The sequence below is a fragment of the Glaciecola sp. 1036 genome, from assembly GCF_050306235.1.
GTDB lineage: Bacteria > Pseudomonadota > Gammaproteobacteria > Enterobacterales > Alteromonadaceae > Glaciecola.
This window is the reverse complement of sequence record NZ_JBLWFH010000002.1, coordinates 232683-257082: the sequence shown is the minus strand read 5'-3', so window position 1 is coordinate 257082 and position 24400 is coordinate 232683. Positions and strand designations below refer to the sequence as shown.

24 protein-coding genes and 1 pseudogene are annotated in these 24400 nt (G+C 41.4%); 2 read left to right on the top strand and 23 right to left on the bottom strand.

Annotated features, from left to right (window positions below):
* Positions 1-107 precede the first annotated feature (107 nt).
* Positions 108-791: a cupin domain-containing protein gene (locus ACNKW3_RS03750; protein ID WP_427397928.1), complete on the bottom strand. Its 684-nt coding sequence runs from the start codon at positions 789-791 to the stop codon at positions 108-110.
* 108 nt (positions 792-899) lie between these two features.
* Between ACNKW3_RS03750 and ACNKW3_RS03745 the strand changes: the two genes are divergently transcribed.
* The gene (locus tag ACNKW3_RS03745; protein ID WP_427397927.1) at positions 900-1439 is read left to right on the top strand and encodes an isochorismatase family protein; all 540 of its coding nucleotides are present in this window, start codon (positions 900-902) and stop codon (positions 1437-1439) included.
* A 4-nt stretch (positions 1440-1443) separates the two neighbouring features.
* On the opposite strand, the gene ACNKW3_RS03740 is transcribed toward ACNKW3_RS03745, so the two are convergent.
* From ACNKW3_RS03740 to ACNKW3_RS03680, 13 genes are all read right to left on the bottom strand, one after another.
* Positions 1444-2208 carry a polysaccharide deacetylase family protein gene (locus tag ACNKW3_RS03740; protein WP_427397926.1) on the bottom strand — a complete coding sequence of 255 codons (765 nt, stop codon included), beginning with the start codon at positions 2206-2208 and terminating at the stop codon, positions 1444-1446.
* A gap of 63 nt (positions 2209-2271) precedes the next feature.
* A complete protein-coding gene (locus ACNKW3_RS03735) occupies positions 2272-3540 on the bottom strand; it encodes an amidohydrolase family protein (RefSeq protein WP_427397925.1) in 1269 nt (422 codons plus the stop codon).
* Between the two features lie 109 nt (positions 3541-3649).
* On the bottom strand, positions 3650-4324 hold the full coding sequence (locus tag ACNKW3_RS03730) for a nitroreductase family protein (RefSeq protein ID WP_427397924.1): 675 nt from the start codon (positions 4322-4324) through the stop codon (positions 3650-3652).
* 75 nt (positions 4325-4399) lie between these two features.
* Complete coding sequence (locus tag ACNKW3_RS03725) at positions 4400-5674, bottom strand: sensor histidine kinase (protein WP_427397923.1); 1275 nt, start codon at positions 5672-5674, stop codon at positions 4400-4402.
* Positions 5675-5703: 29 nt separating this feature from the next.
* Positions 5704-7035 (bottom strand): sigma-54-dependent transcriptional regulator, encoded by a 1332-nt coding sequence (locus ACNKW3_RS03720; protein ID WP_427397922.1) that lies wholly within the window; start codon positions 7033-7035, stop codon positions 5704-5706.
* Between the two features lie 16 nt (positions 7036-7051).
* Complete coding sequence (locus tag ACNKW3_RS03715) at positions 7052-8269, bottom strand: ABC transporter permease (RefSeq protein WP_427397921.1); 1218 nt, start codon at positions 8267-8269, stop codon at positions 7052-7054.
* A 10-nt stretch (positions 8270-8279) separates the two neighbouring features.
* Positions 8280-9593 (bottom strand): ABC transporter permease, encoded by a 1314-nt coding sequence (locus tag ACNKW3_RS03710; RefSeq protein WP_427397920.1) that lies wholly within the window; start codon positions 9591-9593, stop codon positions 8280-8282.
* 1 nt (position 9594) lies between these two features.
* Positions 9595-10311 carry an ABC transporter ATP-binding protein gene (locus ACNKW3_RS03705; RefSeq protein ID WP_427397919.1) on the bottom strand — a complete coding sequence of 239 codons (717 nt, stop codon included), beginning with the start codon at positions 10309-10311 and terminating at the stop codon, positions 9595-9597.
* Between the two features lie 14 nt (positions 10312-10325).
* Positions 10326-11585 (bottom strand): efflux RND transporter periplasmic adaptor subunit, encoded by a 1260-nt coding sequence (locus ACNKW3_RS03700; protein ID WP_427397918.1) that lies wholly within the window; start codon positions 11583-11585, stop codon positions 10326-10328.
* A gap of 254 nt (positions 11586-11839) precedes the next feature.
* Positions 11840-12238, bottom strand: coding sequence for a cytidine deaminase (locus tag ACNKW3_RS03695; RefSeq protein ID WP_427397917.1), 399 nt, complete (start codon positions 12236-12238; stop codon positions 11840-11842).
* A gap of 38 nt (positions 12239-12276) precedes the next feature.
* Positions 12277-14922 (bottom strand): AAA family ATPase, encoded by a 2646-nt coding sequence (locus ACNKW3_RS03690; RefSeq protein ID WP_427397916.1) that lies wholly within the window; start codon positions 14920-14922, stop codon positions 12277-12279.
* Positions 14923-15004: 82 nt separating this feature from the next.
* A complete protein-coding gene (locus ACNKW3_RS03685) occupies positions 15005-15919 on the bottom strand; it encodes a M14 family metallopeptidase (protein WP_427397915.1) in 915 nt (304 codons plus the stop codon).
* Between the two features lie 85 nt (positions 15920-16004).
* Entirely contained in the window at positions 16005-16439 is a 435-nt protein-coding gene (locus ACNKW3_RS03680) for a TerB family tellurite resistance protein (protein WP_427397914.1), read from the bottom strand.
* A gap of 312 nt (positions 16440-16751) precedes the next feature.
* Between ACNKW3_RS03680 and ACNKW3_RS03675 the strand changes: the two genes are divergently transcribed.
* Positions 16752-17426, top strand: coding sequence for a hypothetical protein (locus tag ACNKW3_RS03675; protein ID WP_427397913.1), 675 nt, complete (start codon positions 16752-16754; stop codon positions 17424-17426).
* A gap of 77 nt (positions 17427-17503) precedes the next feature.
* Here ACNKW3_RS03675 and ACNKW3_RS03670 read toward each other — a convergent pair whose 3' ends face one another.
* From ACNKW3_RS03670 to exaC, 9 genes and pseudogenes are all read right to left on the bottom strand, one after another.
* Positions 17504-17713, bottom strand: coding sequence for a hypothetical protein (locus tag ACNKW3_RS03670; RefSeq protein ID WP_427397912.1), 210 nt, complete (start codon positions 17711-17713; stop codon positions 17504-17506).
* Positions 17714-17725: 12 nt separating this feature from the next.
* Positions 17726-17815, bottom strand: a pseudogene (locus tag ACNKW3_RS03665) (hypothetical protein); the annotation flags it as partial.
* A gap of 5 nt (positions 17816-17820) precedes the next feature.
* On the bottom strand, positions 17821-18369 hold the full coding sequence (locus ACNKW3_RS03660; protein ID WP_427397911.1) for a (R)-mandelonitrile lyase: 549 nt from the start codon (positions 18367-18369) through the stop codon (positions 17821-17823).
* Positions 18370-18602: 233 nt separating this feature from the next.
* The gene (locus ACNKW3_RS03655) at positions 18603-19922 is read right to left on the bottom strand and encodes a M20 metallopeptidase family protein (RefSeq protein ID WP_427397910.1); all 1320 of its coding nucleotides are present in this window, start codon (positions 19920-19922) and stop codon (positions 18603-18605) included.
* Positions 19923-19975: 53 nt separating this feature from the next.
* Complete coding sequence (locus ACNKW3_RS03650; RefSeq protein WP_427397909.1) at positions 19976-20557, bottom strand: DUF6151 family protein; 582 nt, start codon at positions 20555-20557, stop codon at positions 19976-19978.
* A 27-nt stretch (positions 20558-20584) separates the two neighbouring features.
* Positions 20585-20899: a divalent-cation tolerance protein CutA gene (cutA, locus tag ACNKW3_RS03645; RefSeq protein ID WP_427397908.1), complete on the bottom strand. Its 315-nt coding sequence runs from the start codon at positions 20897-20899 to the stop codon at positions 20585-20587.
* Between the two features lie 94 nt (positions 20900-20993).
* Positions 20994-21245, bottom strand: a complete 252-nt coding sequence (gene ubiK / locus ACNKW3_RS03640; protein WP_427397907.1) for a ubiquinone biosynthesis accessory factor UbiK — start codon at positions 21243-21245, stop codon at positions 20994-20996.
* A 165-nt stretch (positions 21246-21410) separates the two neighbouring features.
* Positions 21411-22613: an enoyl-ACP reductase FabV gene (gene fabV / locus ACNKW3_RS03635; RefSeq protein WP_427397906.1), complete on the bottom strand. Its 1203-nt coding sequence runs from the start codon at positions 22611-22613 to the stop codon at positions 21411-21413.
* Positions 22614-22780: 167 nt separating this feature from the next.
* Positions 22781-24298 carry an acetaldehyde dehydrogenase ExaC gene (gene exaC / locus ACNKW3_RS03630; RefSeq protein ID WP_427397905.1) on the bottom strand — a complete coding sequence of 506 codons (1518 nt, stop codon included), beginning with the start codon at positions 24296-24298 and terminating at the stop codon, positions 22781-22783.
* Positions 24299-24400 lie beyond the last annotated feature (102 nt).

The window sequence follows — 24400 nt, the reverse complement described above, 5'->3', positions numbered from 1 at the left end:
TTAACTAAAACAGCTGCTCTTTCTTTATGAATAAGGCAGCTGTTTTTATTTATAAATTTAAAATTATTTATTGAGTTTCAATGGCTGAATTCACAAACTCATCAACGCTATAAAAACTTGTCGCCCATTAAATTCGCATCTAGATGACCAACTTTGACGTAGATTAGCGCGCCTTGCTGTTGAGTAAAGGGTGTGTGTTTACTAAATCTGGGATTTCTTATCCAACTCCCTGCAGGATAACTTCCATATTCGTCGTTAAAGACACCTTCCAAAACCAAGATCTCTTCGCCACCAGGATGTGTGTGATTTGAAAATTCTGTATTTGGCGCCCAACGTACAAGTGCAGTACTGACCCCATCATGATCGTGTAAGGGTAACACAGATAGCCCTTCTACTTGACCTGGTAACCATTTGGCTATCTTGGTATTGACCACCATAGATTGCAAATCATCTTCAGCAAATTGCCATAGTTTAACCAAAATTGTACAACCATCTTTGGAAAAAGGCGTATGTTCACTCCCAGGGGGGTTACGTAAATAAGTACCCGCTGGATAATCTCCATGTTCGTCACTAAAGGTGCCCGACAATACGAAAATTTCTTCACCGCCTCCATGAGTATGGGATGAATAACCAGCGCCTGCAGTGTATTTTACGATGCTGGTAGCCCTCGCAACTTCTTTGCCCACGCGATCTAACATCATGCGGCTCACTCCAGGTAGTGGTGAATCCACAAATTGGTATTGCTCGGGTAAAATGATCACAGGTTGTGTAAAATCACTATTAATTTGCATGTATTTGCTCGCTAAATAATTTGCTTTACTGCTACGAGAATAACATCAATAAAGCCTAATTTTAGTGAAATATTCTTGGCATACAACTGGCTTTTGGGAGGGGATTTTATGTTGAATTTAGATGACACTGGTGTTGTGCTAATTGATATTCAAGGGAAATTGGCGAACTTGGTGTATGAAAGCGATGCCTTAATCAATAACTGTGTCGACTTTGTTGAAGGTGCGAAAATTCTAGGGCTTCCGATTATTTGGTTGGAACAAAATCCTGAACGCTTAGGCCCTACCAGCAAGAAGCTTAATAAAGCGCTGAGCAACTACAAACCGATAACGAAATACACTTTTAACGCATGCGATACACCAGAGTTTATTGACGCAATAGAATTCCATAATAAACAAAACTGGCTATTATGCGGCATTGAATCTCATATTTGTGTTTATCAAACTGCCGTAGGGTTACATGAAAAAGGAGTAAAGGTACAAGTGGTGAATGAATGTGTGTCGTCTCGTACATTGGAGAATAAACAATTAGCCTTACAAAAGCTCATGCAAAAACAGATTGAGATAACAGGTATTGAAACCTGTCTATATGAACTCGTGGGTGATTGCCGTTCACCACATTTCAAAGCAATTTTACAACTGATAAAATAGGTCGTTAAGGCTGTTGAATTTTTTGCATGATATTAACGTAAGAGTCGACCCAATATTTATCTTGATTGTCTGCCAAGAACTGCAACAGCTCTGCGTGAGCTTGTTCAGAAACCGCTAGATGATCACCGCCTATTCCATGAAATAAAATACTCACGATCTTGGTGCCAGGTTTGGCATTTTGCACATAGCTGATGAGCGTTTTACCGTCGACTTCACTAGGCGCATGCAGTATTTCAGTGCCTTGTTCTACGCCTTGCCCCTTCACTCCAACAAACATTTGCTCCACTGCGGGCAACAGTGGCTCTCCTCCCACTAAGAGATCACCGCATGGCAAGGTTAAGGTTCTGTGAGTTTTTCCATCTAAAGATTGTAAAAGACTATTTGCGACCGCTATTTCCATACGCAATTCTTCAACGCTGCGTTTATCAAGGTCTGTAAATGGAATTACCCAGTCGCGATTAGGCTTACTGCCACGACAGCCATGAAACAGTGAATGATTGCCTAATTCATGACCATTTGCAGCCACAGCACGCCATTCTTCGATACGATTAGCAAAAGCTTCGGAACGCGGCAGTAAATAAAAAGATGCTTTAAATTGGTGTTTGTCCAATTGGGGAATGGCTGTATCTAATTGGCTGTTTAGCGCGTCGTCATAACTCAAGCTGACAGCCAATTTTTGTGTATGTTCTAAGGTTCTTTGTTCTTCTGCATTGATCGCACAAGAACAAAGTAAAATGCTAAGAATAAATCCAATACTGTGTTTTTGCATCACTGAGACCCTTTTAAAAAACTACTCTAGCGCTACTAGTTAAATTAAAAGGGTCTTGTAAATTTATTCAGGTTGTTTATAAACTTGCCCTTCTTTCATTACAAAGACAACTTTCTCAAGTAATTCAATATCTTTCAAGGGGTTTCCTTTAACTGCGATAATATCCGCAATCTTTCCTTCGCTCACACTACCTAAGATTTTGTCTTGCTTAAGTAGTTTTGCCGGATTAATAGTCGCTGCTTGAATAGCTTGTAATGGCGTCATACCAAACTTAACCATACGAGCAAATTGCTTGGGATTATCGCCATGAGGATAAACACCAGCATCACTACCAAACACCATATTTACTCCAGCTTTAACTGCACTTTCAAAATTCGCGCGCTGAGTTTTACCTACAGTGCGCTCCTTAGCTAAACTTTCTTCTAAGATCCCTGCTTTTTCGCCTTCACCCAGGATATATTCTGTAACGTAAATATCCATGGATAAATAAGTACCTTTTTCTTTGGCTAATTTAATCGCTTCTTTATCGATAAAACTGGCATGTTCAACTGAATCCACTCCGGCTTTAATGGCAGATTTGATACCTTCTAACCCGTGAGCGTGAGCTGCCACTGTTAATCCGCGCATGTGGGCTTCATCAATTAGGGCTTCCATTTCTTCATAGGTAAACTGTTGCACACCTACTTTCGTGCCTTTAGACAATACGCCGCCTGTAGCGCAGAATTTAATTACCGTAGCGCCGAACTTTATATTTTCTCTTACTTTCTCACGTACAGCCCAAGGACCATCAGCAACACCATCAGACTTTACACCATACTCAAAAGGCAACAAGTTGTTATCACAATGACCACCGGTTACGCCGATTGAACGACCAGCAACAAACATGCGTGGGCCTACTAGCTCACCATCATTGATAGCATCTCTTAATGCCACATCAGCAAATCCGGGGGCGCCAACGTTTCGCACAGTGGTAAAGCCGGCTAATAAGGTTTTCTCGGCAAATCCAACACCTTTCAAAGTAGTACGAGGTAAAGAGGCATTCAAGCGTTTATAGCCGTGCTCATTTGCATCAGAAGTTAGATGCACATGCATATCCATTAGACCTGGCAACAAGGTGTGGCCAGACAAATCAATAACATCTGCGCCTTCTGGAACATCTTTTGATGCAGTAACAGCTACTACTTTGCCTTCACTGATTTCGACTAAAGGCGATTTTATTACTTTGCCATTAGTAACATCTATTAATGCGTCAGCCTTTATATATTGAGGGTTGGCAAATACTGCAGCGCTGAATAACAGGCCAATTAAATTGATAAGAGAAAAAGGGCGCATGGTGAATCCTATTTTTATTTTCTAGTCAGTATAGCAGTCAGTTAGTCGGTGGTGAATAAGCCTTTAGGTATATTGGTGAAAAAATCGCTATGCTTGAAACATTTGCTAGTTATAAAAAACTAGCGATTTCCGTTAAGGATTTTTTCTTACGTGCATGTTCAGGAACGCTCGCATCCTTTGCTGGATAGCCTGCAATAATTAGCATGTAGGCTCGTTCGTTGTCTGGTCGCTGGCACACTTGGGTGAGAAAATTCATGGGTTTTGGGGTGTGAGTCAAGGTGGCAAGTCCAGCGTTATGTAGAGACGTAATTAACATGCCTACCGCAATGCCAACAGATTCGTGAACATAGTAGTTCTGACGTTTCTGTTCTCCTTCGAGCTCACCAGTTTTCTGGCTAAACACAGCTATCAGCCAAGGGGCTGTTTCCAAATATGATTTATTAGCGTCTGTACCTAATGGCTTAAGATCTTTTAGCCATTGCTCACCTGCTCTGCCTTGATAAAACTCTCGCTCGTGAGCTTCGGCTCGCTCTCTGATCTGACGCTTGACTGATTCAGAATGAATGGCTGAAAAATGCCAAGGTTGGTGATTTGCGCCGCTTGGCGCGGAACCTGCGGTTAAAATACAATTTTCAATGACAGTTCGAGATACAGGTCGATCGCTGAAACTTCGCACACTATGGCGACGCCGCATTTGCGCAAGAAAATCTGCACTGCGCTGCTGCATCACTTTTTCGGGGTATTCAATAAAATCGTCTAAAGGGCTGTTTTCATGAGGCTGCATAATTATTTGAGCTCTTTTTATAAATTAATTATGTATTGATCTATTTAATCAGACCTTGCAAATGCCTTGTTTATTTTAGCCTTGTTTTTGCAATGGCAAAGATATTCTTACCTCTAAGCCGGTTTCTGGCCTATTTCTCAGGGCAATTTGACCATGATGAGCATCTACTATTTCCCGACACAAGGCAAGGCCAAGACCTGTGCCAGAAGGTTTGGTGGAATAAAAAGGCAATAACGCGTTGTTTAGCACTGATTCCCCCATCCCTTTACCCTTGTCTTTTACGCTGATCACCACTTGCTGTTCCACATTCCAAGCGCTAACCACAATGTCCTTGATTTGTGAGCCAGACTCATGGGCATTTTTAATCAAATTAATCATGAGTTGCTCTAGCTGAATAGGATCCGCGTAAAGAACTAAATTAGTGTCACCTTCTAGGCTAAATTGCCATTGTTGCCCAAGAGACTGAGTGAAACTCTGCCAGTCAATTGTTTGAAGCTTAGGTTCGGGCAATTTGGCAAACTTGCCATAGCCTTGCACAAAATCACACAAGTGCTGAATACGATCATCTATGGTACTAAAAACTCTTGAGAGCTTTTCATCTTCAACGTTGCCCGCCAGTAACTTTCCACTGTTGAGCATAGAACTTATGGGGCCAAGAGAATTATTTAATTCATGACTGATAACGCGAATGACCTTCTTCCACACTGCCACTTCTTGACGACTCATTTCTCTTGTCATTTGCTTTAGAATATACAATCTATGTGGCTGATTATTTAGATTGAATTCACCTGTCGTAAGATACCAGGTTTGGCTATCTTGTTGTTCCCACGACATGGTGAAAAGACCATCTTGCATACCGTTGAAAATTTCTTTCACCCCAACTGGCGTCCCTTGCACTAAATCATCGATTAGCACGCCTTCTAAGCCAGTTTTGGTTTTAAAAAACTGCTTAGCAGCGTAATTACTAAACACGATTTGGCGTTTGTTATTTAGTAAAATAAGCACTTCCGGCGAGCTTTGGGTAATCTTATCCAGCAGTAATTCTCGTTGATATAGCCAATGTTTCTCGGCGCGTAATTTTTCTGACGTTGCATTGTATAGCGAGCAAAGCTCACCAAATTCATCGTCTTTTTTGTACGCTAAACTCGTGGAGTATTCACCATCTTTGAGATTGAGTAAACCTAACTCTAATGCATCTATGCCACTATTAAGATCCCGCAGAAAATAAGCCGCTAGAGCACTCGAGAAGACAACCACGGCCAGCAGTAATAAAACGCAAATCCATAGATCCAAGGAAGAAATGTATAAAATAGCTACACTAACGATCAGGCTACAAAGAGTAACTGTCATTGTGAGTTTGTGCGCTAGCCTAAGCCCCATTAATACTCGATTCCAAATTTATTTAGCCGTCGATACAGCGCTTGCCGGCTTAGACCAAATTGTCGAGCAACTCGAGCTATAACACCTTGATGTTCACGCATTGCATCTTCCAATGCCTGTTTATCTGGCTCCTGAGCTGGAACTTTATGATGCTCGCTTGTAAGATCCATTAACACGAAATCTGAAGCTTCTATAATCCCTGTAGGCTTCATTACCGCCACTCGCTTGCAAGCATTTTCCAGCTCTCTCACATTTCCCGGCCAAGGATATTCAAGCAATGCTTTTTCTGCCCCTAAACTAATATCCCGTTTGGGCAGGAAAAAGGCGACTAAAGGCATGATATCATCCACCCGCTTAGCCAAAGGTGCTAACGGTATTTCAATCACATTTAAACGGTAGTAGAGATCTTCTCGAAATTTATTCGCTCTGATGTCTTCTGGTAAGTTCGCATTAGTCGCACTTATTACTCTTACTTTTGTTTTCTGGGTCGCAACAGATCCTAAACGCTCGAATTCACCAGTTTGCAACACTCGCAACAGCTTTGTTTGTCCTTCGTAAGATAAATTACCAATTTCATCTAAGAAAAGTGTGCCGCCATTGGCTGCCTCAAAACGCCCGATACGGGTCTTATTTAAGCCTGTATAAGCTCCAGCTTCAGCGCCGAACAATTCAGCTTCAATTAAATCTGCGGGTAATGCACCACAGTTAACTTTGACAAAAGGTCGATTTGCCAAAGAGGATTCAGCATGAATCAATTCTGCGATTTTTTCTTTACCTGCACCGTTAGGGCCTGTAATCAATACCGAAATGTCTGCTTTTGCAACTTGAATTGCCATGTCTACCGTACGTTGCATGGCTGTACTTTGATATATCAAACCAACTGATTGCGCTGCACTTTGGCTATCTTTTACGCCCTCCACCTGACGGAGAATTTTTTCATGCTGCTGTTTGCTTTTACCCAGTTCAACTAGGTTTGCCACTGTGTTGACCAGCTTTTGGTCGTCCCAGGGTTTAGCTATGTAATCCACTGCACCCGCTTTTACTAATTCGACCGCTTGCTCTAAGTCTGTCCAAGCGGTGATTAAAATGATCGGCAAATGAGGGTTGATTTTGCGTAATCGATAAAAGAGTTCACGACCTTCTTCACCAGACGTGGTATCTCGGGTGAAGTTCATATCCTGAATAACCAAGGCAACCCTGAGTTGATCCACTAGTTTTTCCGCTTCACTGGGCGAAGTAGTCGTAATTACATCGTACCCGTGAATCTCAAGCGCCAGCGATAGTGCTTGTAACACCGCTGGCGTGTCATCCACTATGAGAATTTTGTCCATAAAAAGTTAATTCACATCAAATTGTTCGGGTTGCTATGCTTGGCGATATGTTAGCGGCCTTGTTTGCCGGTATTAACACTGACAGTAAACTGATTATAAACACCCCAATAGCAGTCGCAACTACATAATACAAACTTAATTTTGGTAACGAATATTCTGTCATTAAGAAATGACCCAAACCTATAGCGCCAGTAATTCCTACCGCTAATCCAAGTACACAAACCAATGAATTCTCTACTAAAAAATAGCGTACTATGGCTGATTTTCTAGCACCTAAGGCTCTTCTTGTACCAATTTGTTTGGTCCGTTTGCTAATATTAAATACGGTTAAACCAAATATGCCTAGGGCTGTGACCAATACCAGGATTACCATTAGTACTATTAGCATACGCACCATGAGTAAGTCTGCGGCATTGTATCTTGCTTTGGATTCATCCATGCCGCGTAAATTGATAATCACTCTTTCATTATATTGTTCTAACAATAAGTCCTCTATTTTGCCTATAACCTCAGATCTGTCTTGAGCTTTAGTTCGCACAATAAAGTTTTGATACACACTGGCTTCTGCATATGGGATCAAAAGCAAATTATCTGGGCGTGAGTCTTTCAGCCATGGTCCTTTCATCTTTTCTACCACACCTATAATTTGAGCACCCATATTGCCAGTGAAAATATGTTGACCTAAGCCGTCACCTTCAGGAAACATTTCATCTAAAAACGATCGGCTTACAATAGCAACTGGTGGTAAATCTGCTCGAGTATTGGTAACAATCACATCGCTGGGAAGAAAGCCTCGGCCTTCTGCTATTTCCACGCCTAGGGCCTCAAAAATGTGTTCATCTGCGCCTATATAGGCCGCGCGAACTTCACGATAGTTTTCTTGTTCATTTTGGTCGCGTGGTAAGTTAGCAAAAGAGCTAGCGGATCCACTGCCACTTAAAGGCACACTATCCACGTAGACTGCATCTATCACACCGGGCATATTCCGCAGCAGCTGTTCTGTTTGTTCCATTTGTTGCGATAAGTCTTCAACATCTCCAAAGGTATTTAGTGAAAATGAAAACACTTCATCTTCTGGATATCCTGTATCTTGAGAAATATATTGTACGCGGTCATACACGATAAATGACGCGTTACTCACAATGGCAGTTGCAATTGCAATCTGAATCAACAACAAAAAAGCGCCTGCTTTAGAACGTCGTAATGCGCTGATGGTGGGTTTAATATCTAACATTTTTACTTCCTTATTGCGTTTTCAAGCAGTAAGCAGGGTTGGTATTGCAAACCAACCAAGCAGGGTAAAGCCCAGCTATAATACATGCTAAAATAGCGATTAAAGGCGCAGCTAAAAACATACTCAAATCCATAGTAGCCAAAGCGTCATAGTAGCTATAGGTTGACCTCACGCCCCATAATCCGAGTTGAGCGATGGCTATCCCCAAAGTTCCTCCGATAAGCCCTAACAGCGATACCTCTACCAAATGCTGCATAAACACTTGGCGTTTACTGGCGCCTAAGGCTCTGCGCACTCCCACTTCTGGTACGCGTTTTAAAAACTTACCAAGTAACAAGCCAACAATATTTGCCACACAAACTGCCAGAAATAAAAAACTTAAACCCACAACTACTCTATTATCCTCAGTGACTACATTGTTGTAATCCAGCCATTGCATCACATTTTTTAGGTCAAAATGCACGTCTTGGCGTTCGAATCGGCCTAGGGTTGCTTGCTCGGTTAAATAGTTGGTTAAAAAGTTTTTATATGAGGTGACTTCTTCAGGAGAATCTAATTGCACCCAGAATTGTAGCCAAACTAATTCCGAGTTAAGTTTGTCTTGAAAGGATCTTATATCTTCATACTTCCAACCATTGGTATTACCCCAATTGTTAACTTCTAAAGGTTCTATCAGGGAAAAGGGAATAAATACCTGTTCATTTTGATTAAAAGCACCATTGGTTAAGTCGTAAAATTTAACGTGATAATCAAAATCATCAAATACACCCACGATACGAAATGCCACTTTATCGAAAAATACTTGTTTGCCAACGGAGTTTTCTCCACCAAACAATATGTCGTTGAGTTCGGCACTTATTACAGTGACTAACTCGCCACTATTATCACTCTCATCTGACCAAGGACCACCGTAAATAAACCTCATGTCGAACATAGTGAAAAAGTCGTTATCAATCAGTCTCACTGTTTCCATAAAGGGTTTAATTTGGTCATCATTTAGATGCACGCTATAACCGGTTTTCACTGAAGGTGTTTTTAACGCCGGAATATCTGCTTGATATAGGTTTTTCGCGTCTATGTAAGTCAATTGATGAGGCAGATCGTCTTGGGTCCACCAGTTAACCCCTTGATCACGAGTATTTAATTGCGGATGAAATAATTTACTGCTTTTGTGCGGCATTGGGTCCATGGACATCATGTGATACACAGACAAACTTGTCATAGTCACACCAATGCCCAATGCTATTGCAATGATCATCAGTAAAGTGGTCATGGGTGTGCGTTTAAAACTACGAACACTCAAATCCAGATAATGCGCTAGCATATTACACCTCGGCCACAGCAGGCTCAGTACCTGCGAGTTGTTTTTGATAAAGTGAAAAATCGGCAATTTGTCCATCAACTACTTGAATATTTCTAGGTGCACGTCGCGCCAATTCGGGATCATGGGTAACCATAATAATAGTAGCCCCTTCTTGATTGATTTTTTCAAGCAACTCCATTACCTGTCTGGCCATCAAACTATCGAGATTACCTGTAGGTTCATCCGCTAATAAAAAACGAGGACGACCCGCCAAGGCACGAGCAATAGCCACTCGTTGTTGTTGCCCTCCAGACAATTGTTGGGGTAAATGCTTCAATCGGCTGCCAAGACCAACTTGTTCCAAACATTCCATCACTCTTGCTTTACGTTCTGCAGATTTAATTCCTCGATATCGAAGCGGCACTTCTACATTTTCAAAAATATTAAGATCTGGAATAAGGTTAAAGCCTTGAAAGATAAACCCAATTTTTTGATTGCGTAAATCTGCACGTTGATTGTCACTTAATCGCCCAATGTCGATACCGTCCAATAAATATTGCCCTGAGCTGTAGGTTTCTAACATTCCCGCAATATTCAAAAAGGTGGTTTTACCTGAGCCAGAAGGACCAGTAACTGCAATAAATTCACCTTCGTTTACTTCTAAATTAAAATCGCGTAGGGCATGGGTTTGTACTTTTTCCGTGGTGTATACCTTGCTGACGTTTTGCATAGTTAACATAAGTGTTGTTCCTTTTAATTTCTCAGCAGAACAGTGTCTGCGTCGATAAATTCTTGATAATTTGAAATAATAATTTGATCGTTTGCTTGCAGTCCGGTCAAAATCTCCACTTCACGCATGCTCTTAGCGCCAACTTCGATATCGACTTTGTGGGCAATATTGCCCTCAAGCTTATAGGCTATAAAACCACCTGACTGCATGAAGCTACCCCGCTTTACTTTCAATACGTTAGATTTGTTATCTAACAGTACGCGGGCTGTGACTTGCTGATTTTGGCGCAGCATGGTCAAATCTGGCTGGTGTAGCTTAACCCTAGTGGTGACCTCGCGATTTTTTATTTCCGGCGATACGGCGGCCAAAGTACCTTCTAGTATAGAATTCCCAATACGTAGCTCAACTGGCAACCCGATGCTTAGTTCACTTGCATAGCTTTCAGCAACGTTAACTTCTGCTTCATAAGCTGTAAGGTCAACTAAAGTCATCAATGGCATGTTTTTATCTACCAAGGCTCCATGTTGCACCAGCAGATTTCCTACTACGCCAGTAACGCTGGCGGTTACATTGAGCTGCTGAATTTTACGCTCTAGTTCTTCAACGATTAACTTTTGCCTGGAAAGCGTTGAACGAGAAACATCAAGCTCGAACGCTAAGGTATCTTTGGCGAGATCAACTTCTTGTTTGGCATGTTTGAAATTTAATTGTGCGCGAGCAAGATCATCTACCGCTTTTTCTAGGTCTATCTGGCTGATTAAATTGTTGATGATACTTTTTTGTGCCCGTCTGTTTTCTCTTTCAGCTGCTTGCAAGTCTACCTCTGCAAGATCCAGTTGTTTGGTGAGTTGAAGGGTTTGTCGACGAGCGTCTAACTCCTGTCTCGCAAGCTGTCCTTCTAACCTTTGTTGCTCTGAACGCTCTTGCTCAAGTTTATTTTGCAATTCAGGACTTTCCACTACCGCGAGTACCTGACCGTATTCAACACTGTCACCAGCATTTACGGTTAATTCGACAAATCCTTGTTCTGGGGCGTACAACTGAGGCGCGTTAGCGGCAACTATACGGCCATTTGCAATAATGTCCCGTACCAAGTCGCCGGTTTCCAAGGTGGCAATTTGTACTCGAGCCATATCAACCGATTTATTGGCAGAAGGTTTAGCAAACACCAAGCTAAGAACTGCAATAAGCACCAATACTGTAATAACGCCAGCTGCTAACTTAACCTTGTTCACAGAGGATTTTTCTAAAACCACATCCTGACCGCTAGTATCCTTAATCATCACAGAAGTCCTAATCTGGTAGTTTAGGTGTTTCCACCAGACAAATTAGCCATGCAAAAAACAGCACAGAAAGAGGGGATAACAACAAATAAATAGCTAACATAAACGACCTGGCATTAATAAAATGGTAAAAACTTGATATTACCTATGCCAGCTTCGAGCCAACTCTTATCTTATTGAAAATACTATAAAATTAAGAAATATTTGCGATTTTTAAAGTGTCCGCGGACAGCTAAAGTGTCCGCTCCGGACACTTATTTAAGGACAAAAGCAGAAGGAAGGAGTTCGGGGACAGTACAGTGCCAAGCCACATCATCCTGCATGGATTTACTTTCAATCCAAGTACTTGCGTCTGCTGCAAACTCAACGATCACTTGTCGACATGCTCCGCAAGGCGTTAAAGGCGCTTCTTGATTGGACATTAAACGGACAGATGTAATTTTTTTCATGCCCTTTGTCACTGCCGAACAAATTGCATTTCGTTCTGCACATTGAGTGAGCCCGTAAGATACGTTTTCTACGTTTACCCCGTACTCAATGAAAGACTCCCCATCAATTTCATACTCAATTGCAGCGGCCACTTGGACGCCTGAATATGGACTGTAAGCCTTTGTTAATGTTTGTTTTAATTGTTCAAATATTGGGTCTTTCATAATAGTTAGTGTTGTTCCTGACAAATTATCAATACACTTTATTTGGCTGCTTCTTCAATTAGCCATGTTTCATTTTGGATCTTTAACATCACATCTATTCTATTTTGTACATTAAGTTTGGCCAAAATTGAAGATACATGATTTTCTATAGTACGTGTTGAACGGCATAATGTCTCGGCAATTTCGGCGTTGCTGCAGCCTTCTGCAAGCAATACCAAGACTTTTTGTTCTTTACTGGTCAAGCCTAATGGATGCTGTTTAGTTTTACTATAGGGTCCACGCTTTTGTTTAGGTAATTCGTTGATAAACCCCGTTTGGGTAGCATAGCGTCTGAGCCAAGCAATGGCGCCGCTAGCTTCTAATTGTTCAAAGATAGAATAGGCCTTAAGTAATTCCTGTTTGCTGTCTTGTGGTTCTTTATTTGATGCCAAAAACTGCATTGCAGCGTTGTAGGGTACGCCCAGCAACATCCAATCATCGACTGCCTTAGGTAATTGAATTGCCGCCAATGGCTCGGGAGCAGTAATAATAGGCAATTGAATTTTATTCGCAGTATAGATTTCGAGTAAATCCATCCAAAGCCTTAGCTCTTGGTACTGCCATGCGTTGAGCACATTTTCAGGTAACTCAGAAAACCAATGCAAATGGGCAAGGCAATCTTCTGAGCGATGATTGAAAAACGCATGTTCTATTAACCCCAAACGAGCCGGTATCATGTATTGATATTCGTCGGTTGCATTCGCGTTTTGCAAGCCATTCGACAACACTTCCAAAGCCTTGGGATCACCTAATCTTGACAATGCTCGTCCTAAAACTAATAAAGAAGGTAACTTCATCAGCAATGTTTGATTTTCTAATTTTTGTACACCTTGAGAAATGGTAACTGCATCATAAAAGCGTCCTTGTTCCAAACGCAATGCCGATTGGATGCCTACCAAGTAATAGGTCCAGGCATCCAAGTCATGCGAGATATCAAATTGGATACCCTGGGTAATAAAACTATCTGCTTGTTTGAGCTTTTTAAACCTAATGTAGTAGTCAGACAAATTAGTGTAAACCCGCGCCGCATCTTCGTGAAAATCTTGTTTTAAGGCAATATCTAAACTCTCGTGCATCATGCTTTCACCAGAGCTATCGCCTTTCATAATAAGAGCAGTTCCCTTGTTGTTAAGGGCATGAGCTCGAATTAAAGGATTAGGAAACTGCTTTTCAAGTTGCAACGCCTTGTCAGCCCAGTTAATCGCGTCTTTGGTTCTATCATTTAGCATGTCTAATTGGGAACGCATAGAATAAGCCATTGCTAGGTCACTGGAAGCTCCCAAGGTTTCAAATACTTGAATGGCTTGCAAAGAAAATTGCTCGGCTCTGTGCGCCTTTCCTTGATACCAATATAAACGGGCTAAAAACCTGAGGTTTTTGCCGACTTTGTCGGTTCTGCCTAAGGCTTTCCATAAATCCACTGCGTGGCGCACTGCATCGATCACAGATTGTTCCATATGAGCAGTTAAACCCACTTCATAGGCCCAACTCTCATACAATTGCGCTTTTACCTGAGTTTCTGCATTGTCAGAAAAATCAAGGGCTCTTTTAAAGTAAGAAGCTGCTTCTTTGTGCGCTCCCATTACTGCCGCTTTGTTAGCTGCCAATGTGGCATATTGAATCACCTTTTCTGCGTTTAATGCGCCTTCAGCGTGCTGGACCATCCACGCTATATTTTGTGCCTGTTCACTTGCTTCCAATACCGATAAAATCTTCTCGTGAAACTGTTTTTGTGCAGTAATTGGCATGTTGTCTAACACGGCCAATCGGGCGAGTTCATGGCAGAATCGAATCACTTGACTGTTATCCACCATTAGGATTCGATATCTTATGCATTGGCTTAGTAAATCATCTACCGCCTGATCAAAAATATCCTCGATTAGCCATACAGGTATGCCATAGGGCATAACAGATAAAAACTGCACAAAATGTCGGTGTCGATGAGAGAGTTTAGCCACTTTGCTATTCACTGTATCCCGAACAGATGAGGGAATACTATTTTCACTCAGGGGTTGAGCTGAAATAAGTTCAGTTACAAAAAAGGGGTTACCAGAGGTGATTTCAAAAATCCGCTGGGCATCTTTGTTTTGTTCTAAAGCCAGCAGTTTTACTGCATCTAAGCTAAAAGGCGAAAGCTCAATACGCATAGTATGAGCAGAAGGGACTAAATTCAGTACAGCTGCAAGTGGGTGTTCAGGAGAAATTTCATCATCTCTAAAGCTAATGCAAATTAAGCAGGGTAAAAACGAAATACGCCGAGCGATGAACTTTAAAAGATCTAAGGTGGCATTATCAGCCCAATGAACATCTTCTATGACAATAATTGTGCCCTTGTTCAAGTCGAATAAAGTATTAAAAAAGATATTAGCAACTTTGGCTGCAAGGGTATTTTGTTCTAGAACATCGATTAAATCGTTAGAAATTGCGCCGGCGATTTCAAGTATTGGCGCATAGGGTTTTGGGGTGGATAATGGATCGCAACCGCTCCAAATGAATTGTTGTTGTAGTGCCAGACGCATGTGCTCGAGCAACACCGTCTTTCCAACCCCTGCTTCCCCTTTTATTAAAAGCAGCTTACCCGAATGTTTGGATAATTCAGCTGCCTGTTTAAATTGTTGTATAGCAAGGTCGCGCTCTAACAACATGGGGTCTTCGTCCTAGAAGATATAATCACATTGTAAAATAGATGAATTCGAGCGCGAATTAAAGACTTTGAGCCCGATATCTTTACGCGATTTCCGATTTCAAATAATCTAAGCCGCCAATAACAGCCGCAATTTGAGCCTTAATACAAATCTCTGGCGTAGATTTTGGGCTATCTGGATACACCTCTGTGGTAGTGACGTAATCAGCATCGGTAAAACCAGCGCACAAAAATAAAGCTCTTTTATCATACTCAATTACGCCTTCTTGCACCATTTCACTGCCAATAATCTGGTTTTTATCATCGGGCGGCGCAATATGGGTTACCTTTTTAACTGAGTTGATGACCGCTTTTTGGAAGTCGAGTTGAGGGCGTGTACTGTCAGCTACGGTATAGAATCCATCTGGAATTCCCCAATCATGAAATTCACTGCCTATTTTGGCGGCTAGAGCGGGCCGGAATTCTGAATCATCAGTATCTGTTGTTTCATGCAGGTCAAAATGGGCAAAAATAGGAACATCCAAAGAATGGACATAGTCCATGACTTTTTGCGCTTCTTGGGCTGGACTGTCTTGAAAAAACGAGCGGTTAGGATCTATAGTTTCAGGATTCCAGCGATTGATAGTTTCATAACCCCAAGGACTAATGCAGGGGGTAATCACAAAGTTAAAATGCGTATGATAGTCGCTGGCATGATGCAGTAAAAATTCTATTGCACCTTGCACGCCGCTAGTCTCATAACCGTGTACACCGCCGGTTATCAGCACAGTGGGTTTATTCAGTGCCATTTGGGCAGAAGTAAAGGCCAATAATGGATATCGGGTTTTGTTGTACGAAAGCGCACCATATTGAAAACGTGAAAAATGATCGGAAACTGCTTGTAGTTTGTCGACGACTTCTCCTTGATAGCTTCGTTTAACTTCCTGTTTGGATAACCAAAGTCCTTTTTCTTCATCACCCCAAGGTTGCCCTTTGGTACCAATTGGATAGGCTTGCATGCTCTGTCTCTCTTTTATCTTTATAATTTTATTTTGTCGGAACTGGTTGGTTAAAACCAGTATCAGTTAGTCCATTATATTTGGATTAAGAGGCATTCGCGAGTTTGGATTTTATATAATCAGAATGGCGGATATATAACAAATCTGCCACTTTACGAATCAAGGCTTCCTCGTATTTGCTTAACTCGCCGTCAACATAGGCCACCGCCCAAAGTTTGTCGACCAGCGCAACTCTTTGCTCATATTCGTAATGTTCGTTAATAAGCGCAGTAAACGGATGAACTGAAGTTGCTTCAGTTTCGCGGCTGTTTTGAATAAGATCAGTTAGTTTTTCTTCCGTTAAATCAAAGTTTCGCTTTAACAGTTCTCTTACTTTTTGGGTTTCTTCTGACGTCTCTTCGTAATCAGCTTTAGATACTTCCAATAGCAAAATAGCACATGCTTCGTGGAGCTTTTCTGCTTGTGATTTTTGATCGTCATTGTCGTTAGTTTCGAAGAACTTCTTAAATTTTCCTAGCATTTCAATTATAAACTTTTAGTTAAGAGCATAAACTTTGAACGCAAAATTAACGATTAAGTTCATACTTCTTGTTACCTTGTTGAACCATAAACTAAATACGCAAATTCGGAGGTTTTGGGACACTCGTGTATATTATTTAGTTTGAGCTCTATTCAACCGTCAATAAATTTTACACTCGCCTAGTATTTACTTCTTAAATACCACCTAATTCACTGATTTTTTTAATAAATAATATTTGGCCTAATATTTGCGCAGTATTTTTCTGCTGCTAACGCAGTGGTCATGATGTTTGATTAATAAGGAAATTTAGTTATGAATTTAAAAAAGATGTTGGCCGGAGTATGTTTACTTTTAATAACAAATCTTCAAGCATGGGCAACACCAATAGAAATCCTCACTAATGGCGATTTCGCTACTGGGGATCTAAGTAGTTGGACTCAATCGGATCCAATTACGCCTTTAGAATGGGGAGTTACGTCTGCGGCACCTATAGGTGCTTATTTTCTTGAATCTTCAGATGGTAGTTTCTTCGCGTCTCCATGGGAAGAAGGTCCCAACCCACAAACTACAACCTTGTTTCAAAGAGTTGATTTAGCCACTTTATCAGCAACGTTACTGGGTACTTTTACGTTTTCGGCTGAAGCAATTTACGCAAATGATAGAATTACGCTAGGCTACGAGCTTTATGATACAAATTTAAACTTGCTAGCATCGCAAATAGTGTTTACTGGTTTGGGCGGACCTAGCGCTAACAACCAGAGTATTTCGCAAACTTTTTCGCTTGTATCAGATACCCGTTATATCAGCTTTATTGCTACTGGCGAATTGATCAACGGCTCTTATATAGATGCAGGATTTGACAACGCATCCATTTTAATGGAAGTACGACAAGCCTCTGCGGTTTCCTCTCCTCACGCCCTTATGCTATTTGTTTTGGGAATGATTGGGGTGGCTAGCGTTAATCGAATTAAAAAGAGCAAAGACTAAACCGAGTTAATATAGCAACTTAGTTTAAAATCGACGTTGAGTATACTCAACGTCGAACAGTCTTGGGGTATGCCTAATTATTGAAGTGCTTTTATGACGTTTTGGGATGCTTCAAGACTCACTTGTTTCTTAAGCAATGCTAAGCTATCTTCTGGAGATGCAAAAGGATCCGCTATTTCCCCTTGAATATCCTCTTTGCCTTGAGACTTTCTGGCTTCCACCACTTTCATGTTAGTGCCCAGCGCATTCAGACTACGAGGAAATCCTGCATATGCATACAAATGCATTTGCAACTCTTTAATTTTACTTATGGATAGACCATTTTCTAATCCTTGTGTTACTGCTCGTTCAAGGGCGATTAAATCACCACTGGCGGTAAAGGCCGAAATTGTGACTAAAGCTTGTTGTTCAGCAGACAGTGCCTTAATACTTTTTGCTCTTCTTGGTTAACGGAGAAGACTTTCTGATAAACCTCATCTGTTACCTTGTCTTTCCAAATTACATTTTTGCCGTCTTTACTGCCGGTCAGCGCAATATGCGTCATAGCAGCATGTGGCGTAGCACCATGCCAATGATCGATGTCTTTAGGGCACCATACAGTTTCACCAGCATGGAACTCGATGACCCTGCCATCTCTGGTGCCAGTAACTGCTGTCCCCTCTGTTACTACCATATGCTGACCTGCAGGATGTTGATGCCATGCAGTGCGTGCACCTGGTTGAAAGGTAACATTGGCGCCGGAATAGTGTGCGGTGTCATTATCTGGAAACAACATTTGTACGTTTACATCACCGGTAAAATATTCCTCTGGCCCAACAAAAGACTTTTGCTCTTCGTCTGGATAATATTTTTGTTCAGTTTCGCTGGCATTTGCACTAAAGCCAAAAACGACTAAACAACTTTTAGCAAGTACTGACAGTTTTTTCATATTAGGTAACTTCATTATTTCCTCTATAATTGTTTATAGGAATTGATAAACAAGGCGCCAAACTTGTCATCACCAGGGTTACCTATTTGTATGTAGAAATTTGATTTTTGGATAGTTAGATTATTTGCACAATTGTCTAAAATGCATGCCTAAAACTCTTGATTTGATTAAAGAATGCTAAGAATTGACGAAAAAAAGCCATCGCTAGAATGTAAAGTGATGGCTTTGCTATGTGTTTGCTATTCAGGCTACTCTTGTAATAAATCCAAAAGAGCCGTCACTGTGGTTTCAACCGCAAAAGGCACGGATCCATCCGGTTCAATTTTGAATAATGGTGAGTGATGAGAGGGAACCGCAGGTCCACCATTGGCTGCTTTTTCAAAATCAGCTTTAGGTGTTCCACCTACTGACCAGTATACACTTGGTATATTATGTTCATGAACAAAATAAGGAAAATCTTCTGCACCCATTCCTTCAGACGGCTTTTCCATTAAATTACTGGCACCGAGTTGCTGTTTCCACGCCTTTTGTAAACGCGCGGTCAAAGCATCGTCATTAATTTGCGGTAATGTGCCTTCTTCTAAAGACACCCTAACTTCAGGTAATTTATCTTCCGGTAAACCGGCAACTCTTCCCATGTTTTCAGCAATCCGCTTAATTCCATCAAGAAGCTTATCCCGAGTCTCTATTGTTGCACTGCGCACGGTTATTTTTAAATGCGCCTTATCAGAAATAATATTATGTTTGAATCCGCTATTAAAGGCACCTACAGTCACAACGCCAGGCTCTTTGGGTCCTAATTCACGTGACACTAAGGTTTGTAACGCCAAGACAATTTGCGAACCAAGCACCACTGGATCTTTTCCGCCTTGAGGGTAAGCGCCGTGTGTACCTATACCATGTACAATAATATCAACGCTGTTTGAACCTGCCGAAGTAGGTCCAGCAAATACATTAATTTTACCGGTTTCGAAGTTAGAACTGACGTGTAAAGCGAGGGCATAATCTGGCTTTCCATAAGTCTCCCAGATATTTTCTTCCATCATTTTGCGCGCACCCATGATGCGCTCTTCTGCAGGCTGAGCCACCAACATAAGGGTTCCTGACCAATCATCTTTGTGGGTAGTCATATAACGGGCTGTACCAATCAAAGAAGTGATGTGGACGTCATGGCCGCAAGCATGCATAACCGGACGTTCTTCTTTGGTAATAGGATCAAACTGCATGGCTTGTGACGCATAATCCAATCCGCTAGCTTCTTTAACCGGCAATCCGTCCATGTCGGCTCGCATCATTACCGTAGGGCCTTTGCCATTTTTTAACGTTGCAATGATTCCGGTTTCGGCAATACCTTCATGCACAGTAAAACCTAGAGCTTTTAAATCTTTGGCTATGCGAGCAGCCGTTTTAGTTTCAGCCATTGATAGTTCAGGATTCTGGTGAAAATGGATAAAAAGCTCTTTTAAATAAGCTTGATAATCTTTCTCAATTTCCTTTGTTAAGTTGGCAAAACTTGATGCGCTGACCAAGCATAACCAAACAAATACAATGATATTTAGTGTTTTCACAGTTAACCCCTTTTTGTTATTTTAATTTGTTTAAATGCTACCCGACTACATCTTTAATTTTTTGGCGCTAATTTGCTTTCAACCAATGGGTGACCATCGGGAAAGAATACTGATGGCTGGTGTTTCGCAAAAATCTTACCTTTAAGCATGAACCACAATATCTTAGGTAAAAAAGTTTTGGGAAAGGTCGGATGCACATCTTCTGGCACATTCCCGATAGCATGGCGACCGTATGCTTTTAAAATAACAGGTCCCAAACATTGGTCCTTTGTTTGTCCATTCCCAAATTTCATAAATGTGGTTGAAATGCCCACAAAAGGCACTTTGGCTGAACGCAAGGTGTTAGCGATAGGCATATTACAGCAGCTAGTATGCCAACGGAATAAGCCTTTCGGGCTCAATTGCATACAACTAATGTTTTCTTGTCCTTGGGTAATTTGTAAATAGCTAGGATATGTTTGAAACAAATCGGAAGCCCCATGGGCATCTAATACCGCCGACGCAGTACCTAATTCTGTTGCGTACTTTTGACAATCGCAACACAGACATTGAACATGAAAAGCATCCGACTTTACGACTTTGAGTTCGCCTTTTACCGAGCCGCAGGCACATTCTAGAGGAAGGATTTCACTCATATTCAAATCTCCAAGGCAAATTAGAAATTACTCTAAAATCATATTGCACCACTGCAAATATTCTTTATTAGTATCTTTAACTTCAATTTGCGTAATGCAGGGCGTGTCATAGGGATGGATTTCGCTCACAGCTTGAATCAAATCGGCGAATTTCGCCTTGTCATGTTTTAGCAAAAGCAGTGATTCCATTTCCTGTTGAACATCTGTATCCCCTGAAAAAATCGAAATGACTTCGGGAATAATATTGCCACACACTGCCAACTTAGCTTCAATCATCATTTTTGCGATGTATTTCGCTGAAGACGCATTAGCGCAAGGTATATAAGCGATTGCTAGTTCCATAACTTCTCCGAATTATATCGAAGTTTACAGTACTGAAAACTGCATCTGTTGGCAATCTAAGAATTGTGTATTTTTTGTTTACTGCAACCTAGGCCTAATCTTTAGTAGATTGATTTTCTAATTCTGCAATACGGGCTTCTAGTGCTTCTAACTTTTCTCGAGTTCGAATAAGTACTTGGCTTTGAATATCAAATTCTTCTCGACTGACAAAATCTAGCTTAGTTAACTGAGCTTGTATAACTTGTTTTACCTTGGTTTCCGCTTCTTCAGCCATGTTTTTCATGCCTGGGGGAATGGCATTGGTGATATTTCGCGCTATTTCTTCAATTTTTTTGGGATCCAGCATGGTCAGTCCTTCTTCTTGTATGCTTTTATCTATTCTAGAGAAGAGTGAAAGACTTTACTACAAAAGAAATTGTTTGCTTGTGTTTAGAGCGCTTTGGAACTAGGAATTAGGAAGGCTCAATAAACTTAAAACCAGTTAAGAAAATTGAGCCTTACTCTTAAGAAATTATATGGATTCGACGTCAAATTCTACTAGAGGATCAACATCTGCTTCATAGTCAACATCGTCTAACCCAAAACCGAATAGCTTAAGGAATTCGTCTTTGTAAAGTTGATAATCTGTCTCATCAAACAGATTTTCATCTGTGACTTTTGGCCAAAGGTCGCGGCAAGCTTGTTGCACATCGTCACGCAGTTCCCAATCATCTAATCTTAATCGGTTACTGTCATCGGTAAGCTCATCAGGTGAGCATTGGTTGTATAGGCGCTCTGCAAACAAACGATAAATTTGTTCCATGCAGCCTTCATGTAAACCCTTTTCGCGCATTACTTTGAATACCATAGACAAATACAAAGGCATTACAGGTATTGCAGAAGAAGCTTGCGTGACCACAGATTTTAAAACCGCCACATTAGCACCACCACCCATTTGTTTTAAATCACTGTTGATGGCATGAGCAGCGCGATCTAAATCTTCTTTTGCTTTGCCTAATGCTCCATGCCAGTAAATCGGCCAAGTGATATCAGAGCCAATATAGGAATAAGCAACACTTCTAGTACCTTCAGCAAGCACACCAGCCTCAGATAAAGCTTGCATCCACAATTCCCAATCTTGCCCGCCCATTACGGTTACAGTTGCAGCTATTTCTTCTTCTGTTGCCGGCTCAATCTCAGCATCGATGATTACATCTCGATTTGTATCAATTGCGGTAGATTTATAGGGTTGACCGATAGGTTTTAGCACGGAACGCACAACTTCACCTGAGTCAGGCATTTTGCGTACAGGAGAGGCCAAGGAGTACACCACCATATCAATTTGGCCTAGGTCTTGTTTAATCAGCTCTATAACCTTAGCTCTTGCCTCGTGAGAGAAGGCATCGCCGTTAATGCTTTTCGCATACAAGCCTTCCTCTTTCGCTGCTTTGTCGAATGCCGCAGCGTTATACCATCCTGCCGTACCTGGTTTTTTCTCTGTAGCAGGTTTTTCGAAAAATACGCCAATGGTTGCAGCACCACATCCAAATGCCGCCGCTATTCGAGATGACAAGCCATATCCGCTGGACGCCCCTATCACTAATACACGTTTAGGTGCGTTTTCAATGGTCCCTTTAGCCTTTGTTAAAGCAATCTGTTGTCTGACATTTTGCTCACATCCAACCGGATGAGTAGTAGTACAAATGAACCCGCGAATTTTTGGTTTTATAATCATCGAATATGTCCTTTAGGAAAATCTGCGCCCATTGTAATGTCGTGCCAAAAGATAACAACTCGGACAAGCTACAAGGGTAATGTTTTATGGTTTAGAATTTTTGCCTTAGTGTAACAAAAAGGCGCAGTAAAAACCGCGCCTTTCGCATTATGAACTTCTTTTTAAGTTTAGAAGAAACCTAGCGGATTTACATCATAACTGACCAGTAAGTTCTTAGTCTGTTGATAATGTTCAAGGGCAATTTTATGGGTTTCACGACCAACCCCTGATTTTTTATATCCACCGAAAGCTGCGTGTGCAGGATATGCATGGTAACAGTTGGTCCATACGCGACCGGCTTGAATACCACGTCCCATGCGGAAAGATAGATTCATGTCACGAGTCCAAACACCTGCGCCTAAACCAAATTCTGTATCGTTGGCTATATGAAGAGCTTCAGTTTCATCTTTAAAGGTAGTCACACCAACCACAGGCCCAAAAATTTCTTCCTGGAACACGCGCATGGAATTGTCGCCTTTGAGTAACGTAGGTTCTATGTAAAATCCTTTTTCGAAACCTTGCACTAGTTGCTTAGAGCCACCAGTTAAAACTTGCGCACCTTCGTTACGACCTATATCTAAATAATGAAGAATTTTATCAAATTGTTCTTGAGACGCTTGCGCACCTACCTGAACTTCATCATCTAAAGGATTGCCGCGCTTTATTTGTTTCGTTCGAGCAATAACCATTTCGATGAATTTGTCATAAATTGTCTCTTGAACCAGGGCTCGAGATGGACAAGTACAGACTTCACCTTGGTTAAAGAACGCAAGAACGGTACCTTCTACACATTTGCTTAAGAAGGCATCTTCGTGGTCCATGATATCCGCAAAGAATATATTAGGAGACTTACCACCTAATTCCACAGTCGATGGAATGATATTATCAGCAGCATATTTCAGGATTTGCGAGCCAACGGGCGTTGAACCGGTAAACGCGATTTTCGCAATACGTTTGCTCATGGCCAACGCTTGGCCCGCTTCTTTACCATAGCCATTTACTATGTTTAACACACCTGGCGGTAGTAAGTCCTTGATCAAATCGGCAAACACTAAGATTGAAGCAGGTGTTTGCTCCGCTGGTTTTAATACTACGCAGTTGCCCGCGGCAAGTGCAGGACCTAGTTTCCATGCTGCCATTAATAATGGAAAGTTCCACGGTATGATTTGGCCAACTACGCCTAAAGGTTCATGAAAATGATAAGACACTGTGTTGCTATCAATTTCGCCTATACTGCCTTCTTGCGCCCGAACACAACCGGCAAAGTAGCGGAAATGATCAATACATAAGGGAATGTCGGCATTCAGAGTTTCTCTAATCGCTTTACCATTGTCCCAAGTCTCAGCCACTGCCAACATTTCTAGGTTGGCTTCCATGCGAGCAGCTATTTTTAAAAGGATGTTAGAACGTTCGGTTACTGAAGTCTTGCCCCAAGCATCTTTTGCTTTATGCGCGGCATCTAGGGCTAGGTCGATGTCATCACTGGAAGAGCGAGGAATCTCACAAAAAACTTCGTTATTAACGGGTGAAACGTTTTTAAAATATAAACCTTGTTTGGGTGGTACCCATTCGCCACCAATAAAGTTTTCATAACGTGATTTGAAGCTGACTAAGCTGCCAGCTTCACCGGGTGCTGAATAGATCATAGGAATCCTCCTGCTTTTAGTTACCACATAAAAATTTGACCTTTTCATGCAACCCAAAGCACAAATCTAGGTCAATCCGAAGTGCCCCATGTATAGCACATA

Bases quoted from the DNA above. Each gene is read 5' to 3' on its own strand.
- ACNKW3_RS03705 (WP_427397919.1), bottom strand. From the start codon at position 10,311: ATGTTAACTATGCAAAACGTCAGCAAGGTATACACCACGGAAAAAGTA.
- ACNKW3_RS03660 (WP_427397911.1), bottom strand. From the start codon at position 18,369: ATGAAGTTACCTAATATGAAAAAACTGTCAGTACTTGCTAAAAGTTGT.
- fabV (WP_427397906.1), bottom strand. From the start codon at position 22,613: ATGATTATAAAACCAAAAATTCGCGGGTTCATTTGTACTACTACTCAT.
- ACNKW3_RS03670 (WP_427397912.1), bottom strand. From the start codon at position 17,713: ATGCATTTGTATGCATATGCAGGATTTCCTCGTAGTCTGAATGCGCTG.
- ACNKW3_RS03750 (WP_427397928.1), bottom strand. From the start codon at position 791: ATGCAAATTAATAGTGATTTTACACAACCTGTGATCATTTTACCCGAG.
- ACNKW3_RS03680 (WP_427397914.1), bottom strand. From the start codon at position 16,439: ATGCTAGGAAAATTTAAGAAGTTCTTCGAAACTAACGACAATGACGAT.
- ACNKW3_RS03745 (WP_427397927.1), top strand. From the start codon at position 900: ATGTTGAATTTAGATGACACTGGTGTTGTGCTAATTGATATTCAAGGG.
- ACNKW3_RS03685 (WP_427397915.1), bottom strand. From the start codon at position 15,919: ATGCAAGCCTATCCAATTGGTACCAAAGGGCAACCTTGGGGTGATGAA.
- ACNKW3_RS03650 (WP_427397909.1), bottom strand. From the start codon at position 20,557: ATGAGTGAAATCCTTCCTCTAGAATGTGCCTGCGGCTCGGTAAAAGGC.
- ACNKW3_RS03735 (WP_427397925.1), bottom strand. From the start codon at position 3,540: ATGCGCCCTTTTTCTCTTATCAATTTAATTGGCCTGTTATTCAGCGCT.
- exaC (WP_427397905.1), bottom strand. From the start codon at position 24,298: ATGATCTATTCAGCACCCGGTGAAGCTGGCAGCTTAGTCAGCTTCAAA.
- ACNKW3_RS03730 (WP_427397924.1), bottom strand. From the start codon at position 4,324: ATGCAGCCTCATGAAAACAGCCCTTTAGACGATTTTATTGAATACCCC.
- ACNKW3_RS03715 (WP_427397921.1), bottom strand. From the start codon at position 8,269: ATGTTAGATATTAAACCCACCATCAGCGCATTACGACGTTCTAAAGCA.
- ubiK (WP_427397907.1), bottom strand. From the start codon at position 21,245: ATGCTGGATCCCAAAAAAATTGAAGAAATAGCGCGAAATATCACCAAT.
- cutA (WP_427397908.1), bottom strand. From the start codon at position 20,899: ATGGAACTAGCAATCGCTTATATACCTTGCGCTAATGCGTCTTCAGCG.
- ACNKW3_RS03720 (WP_427397922.1), bottom strand. From the start codon at position 7,035: ATGGACAAAATTCTCATAGTGGATGACACGCCAGCGGTGTTACAAGCA.
- ACNKW3_RS03700 (WP_427397918.1), bottom strand. From the start codon at position 11,585: ATGATTAAGGATACTAGCGGTCAGGATGTGGTTTTAGAAAAATCCTCT.
- ACNKW3_RS03710 (WP_427397920.1), bottom strand. From the start codon at position 9,593: ATGCTAGCGCATTATCTGGATTTGAGTGTTCGTAGTTTTAAACGCACA.
- ACNKW3_RS03690 (WP_427397916.1), bottom strand. From the start codon at position 14,922: ATGTTGTTAGAGCGCGACCTTGCTATACAACAATTTAAACAGGCAGCT.
- ACNKW3_RS03675 (WP_427397913.1), top strand. From the start codon at position 16,752: ATGAATTTAAAAAAGATGTTGGCCGGAGTATGTTTACTTTTAATAACA.
- ACNKW3_RS03740 (WP_427397926.1), bottom strand. From the start codon at position 2,208: ATGCAAAAACACAGTATTGGATTTATTCTTAGCATTTTACTTTGTTCT.
- ACNKW3_RS03725 (WP_427397923.1), bottom strand. From the start codon at position 5,674: ATGACAGTTACTCTTTGTAGCCTGATCGTTAGTGTAGCTATTTTATAC.
- ACNKW3_RS03695 (WP_427397917.1), bottom strand. From the start codon at position 12,238: ATGAAAGACCCAATATTTGAACAATTAAAACAAACATTAACAAAGGCT.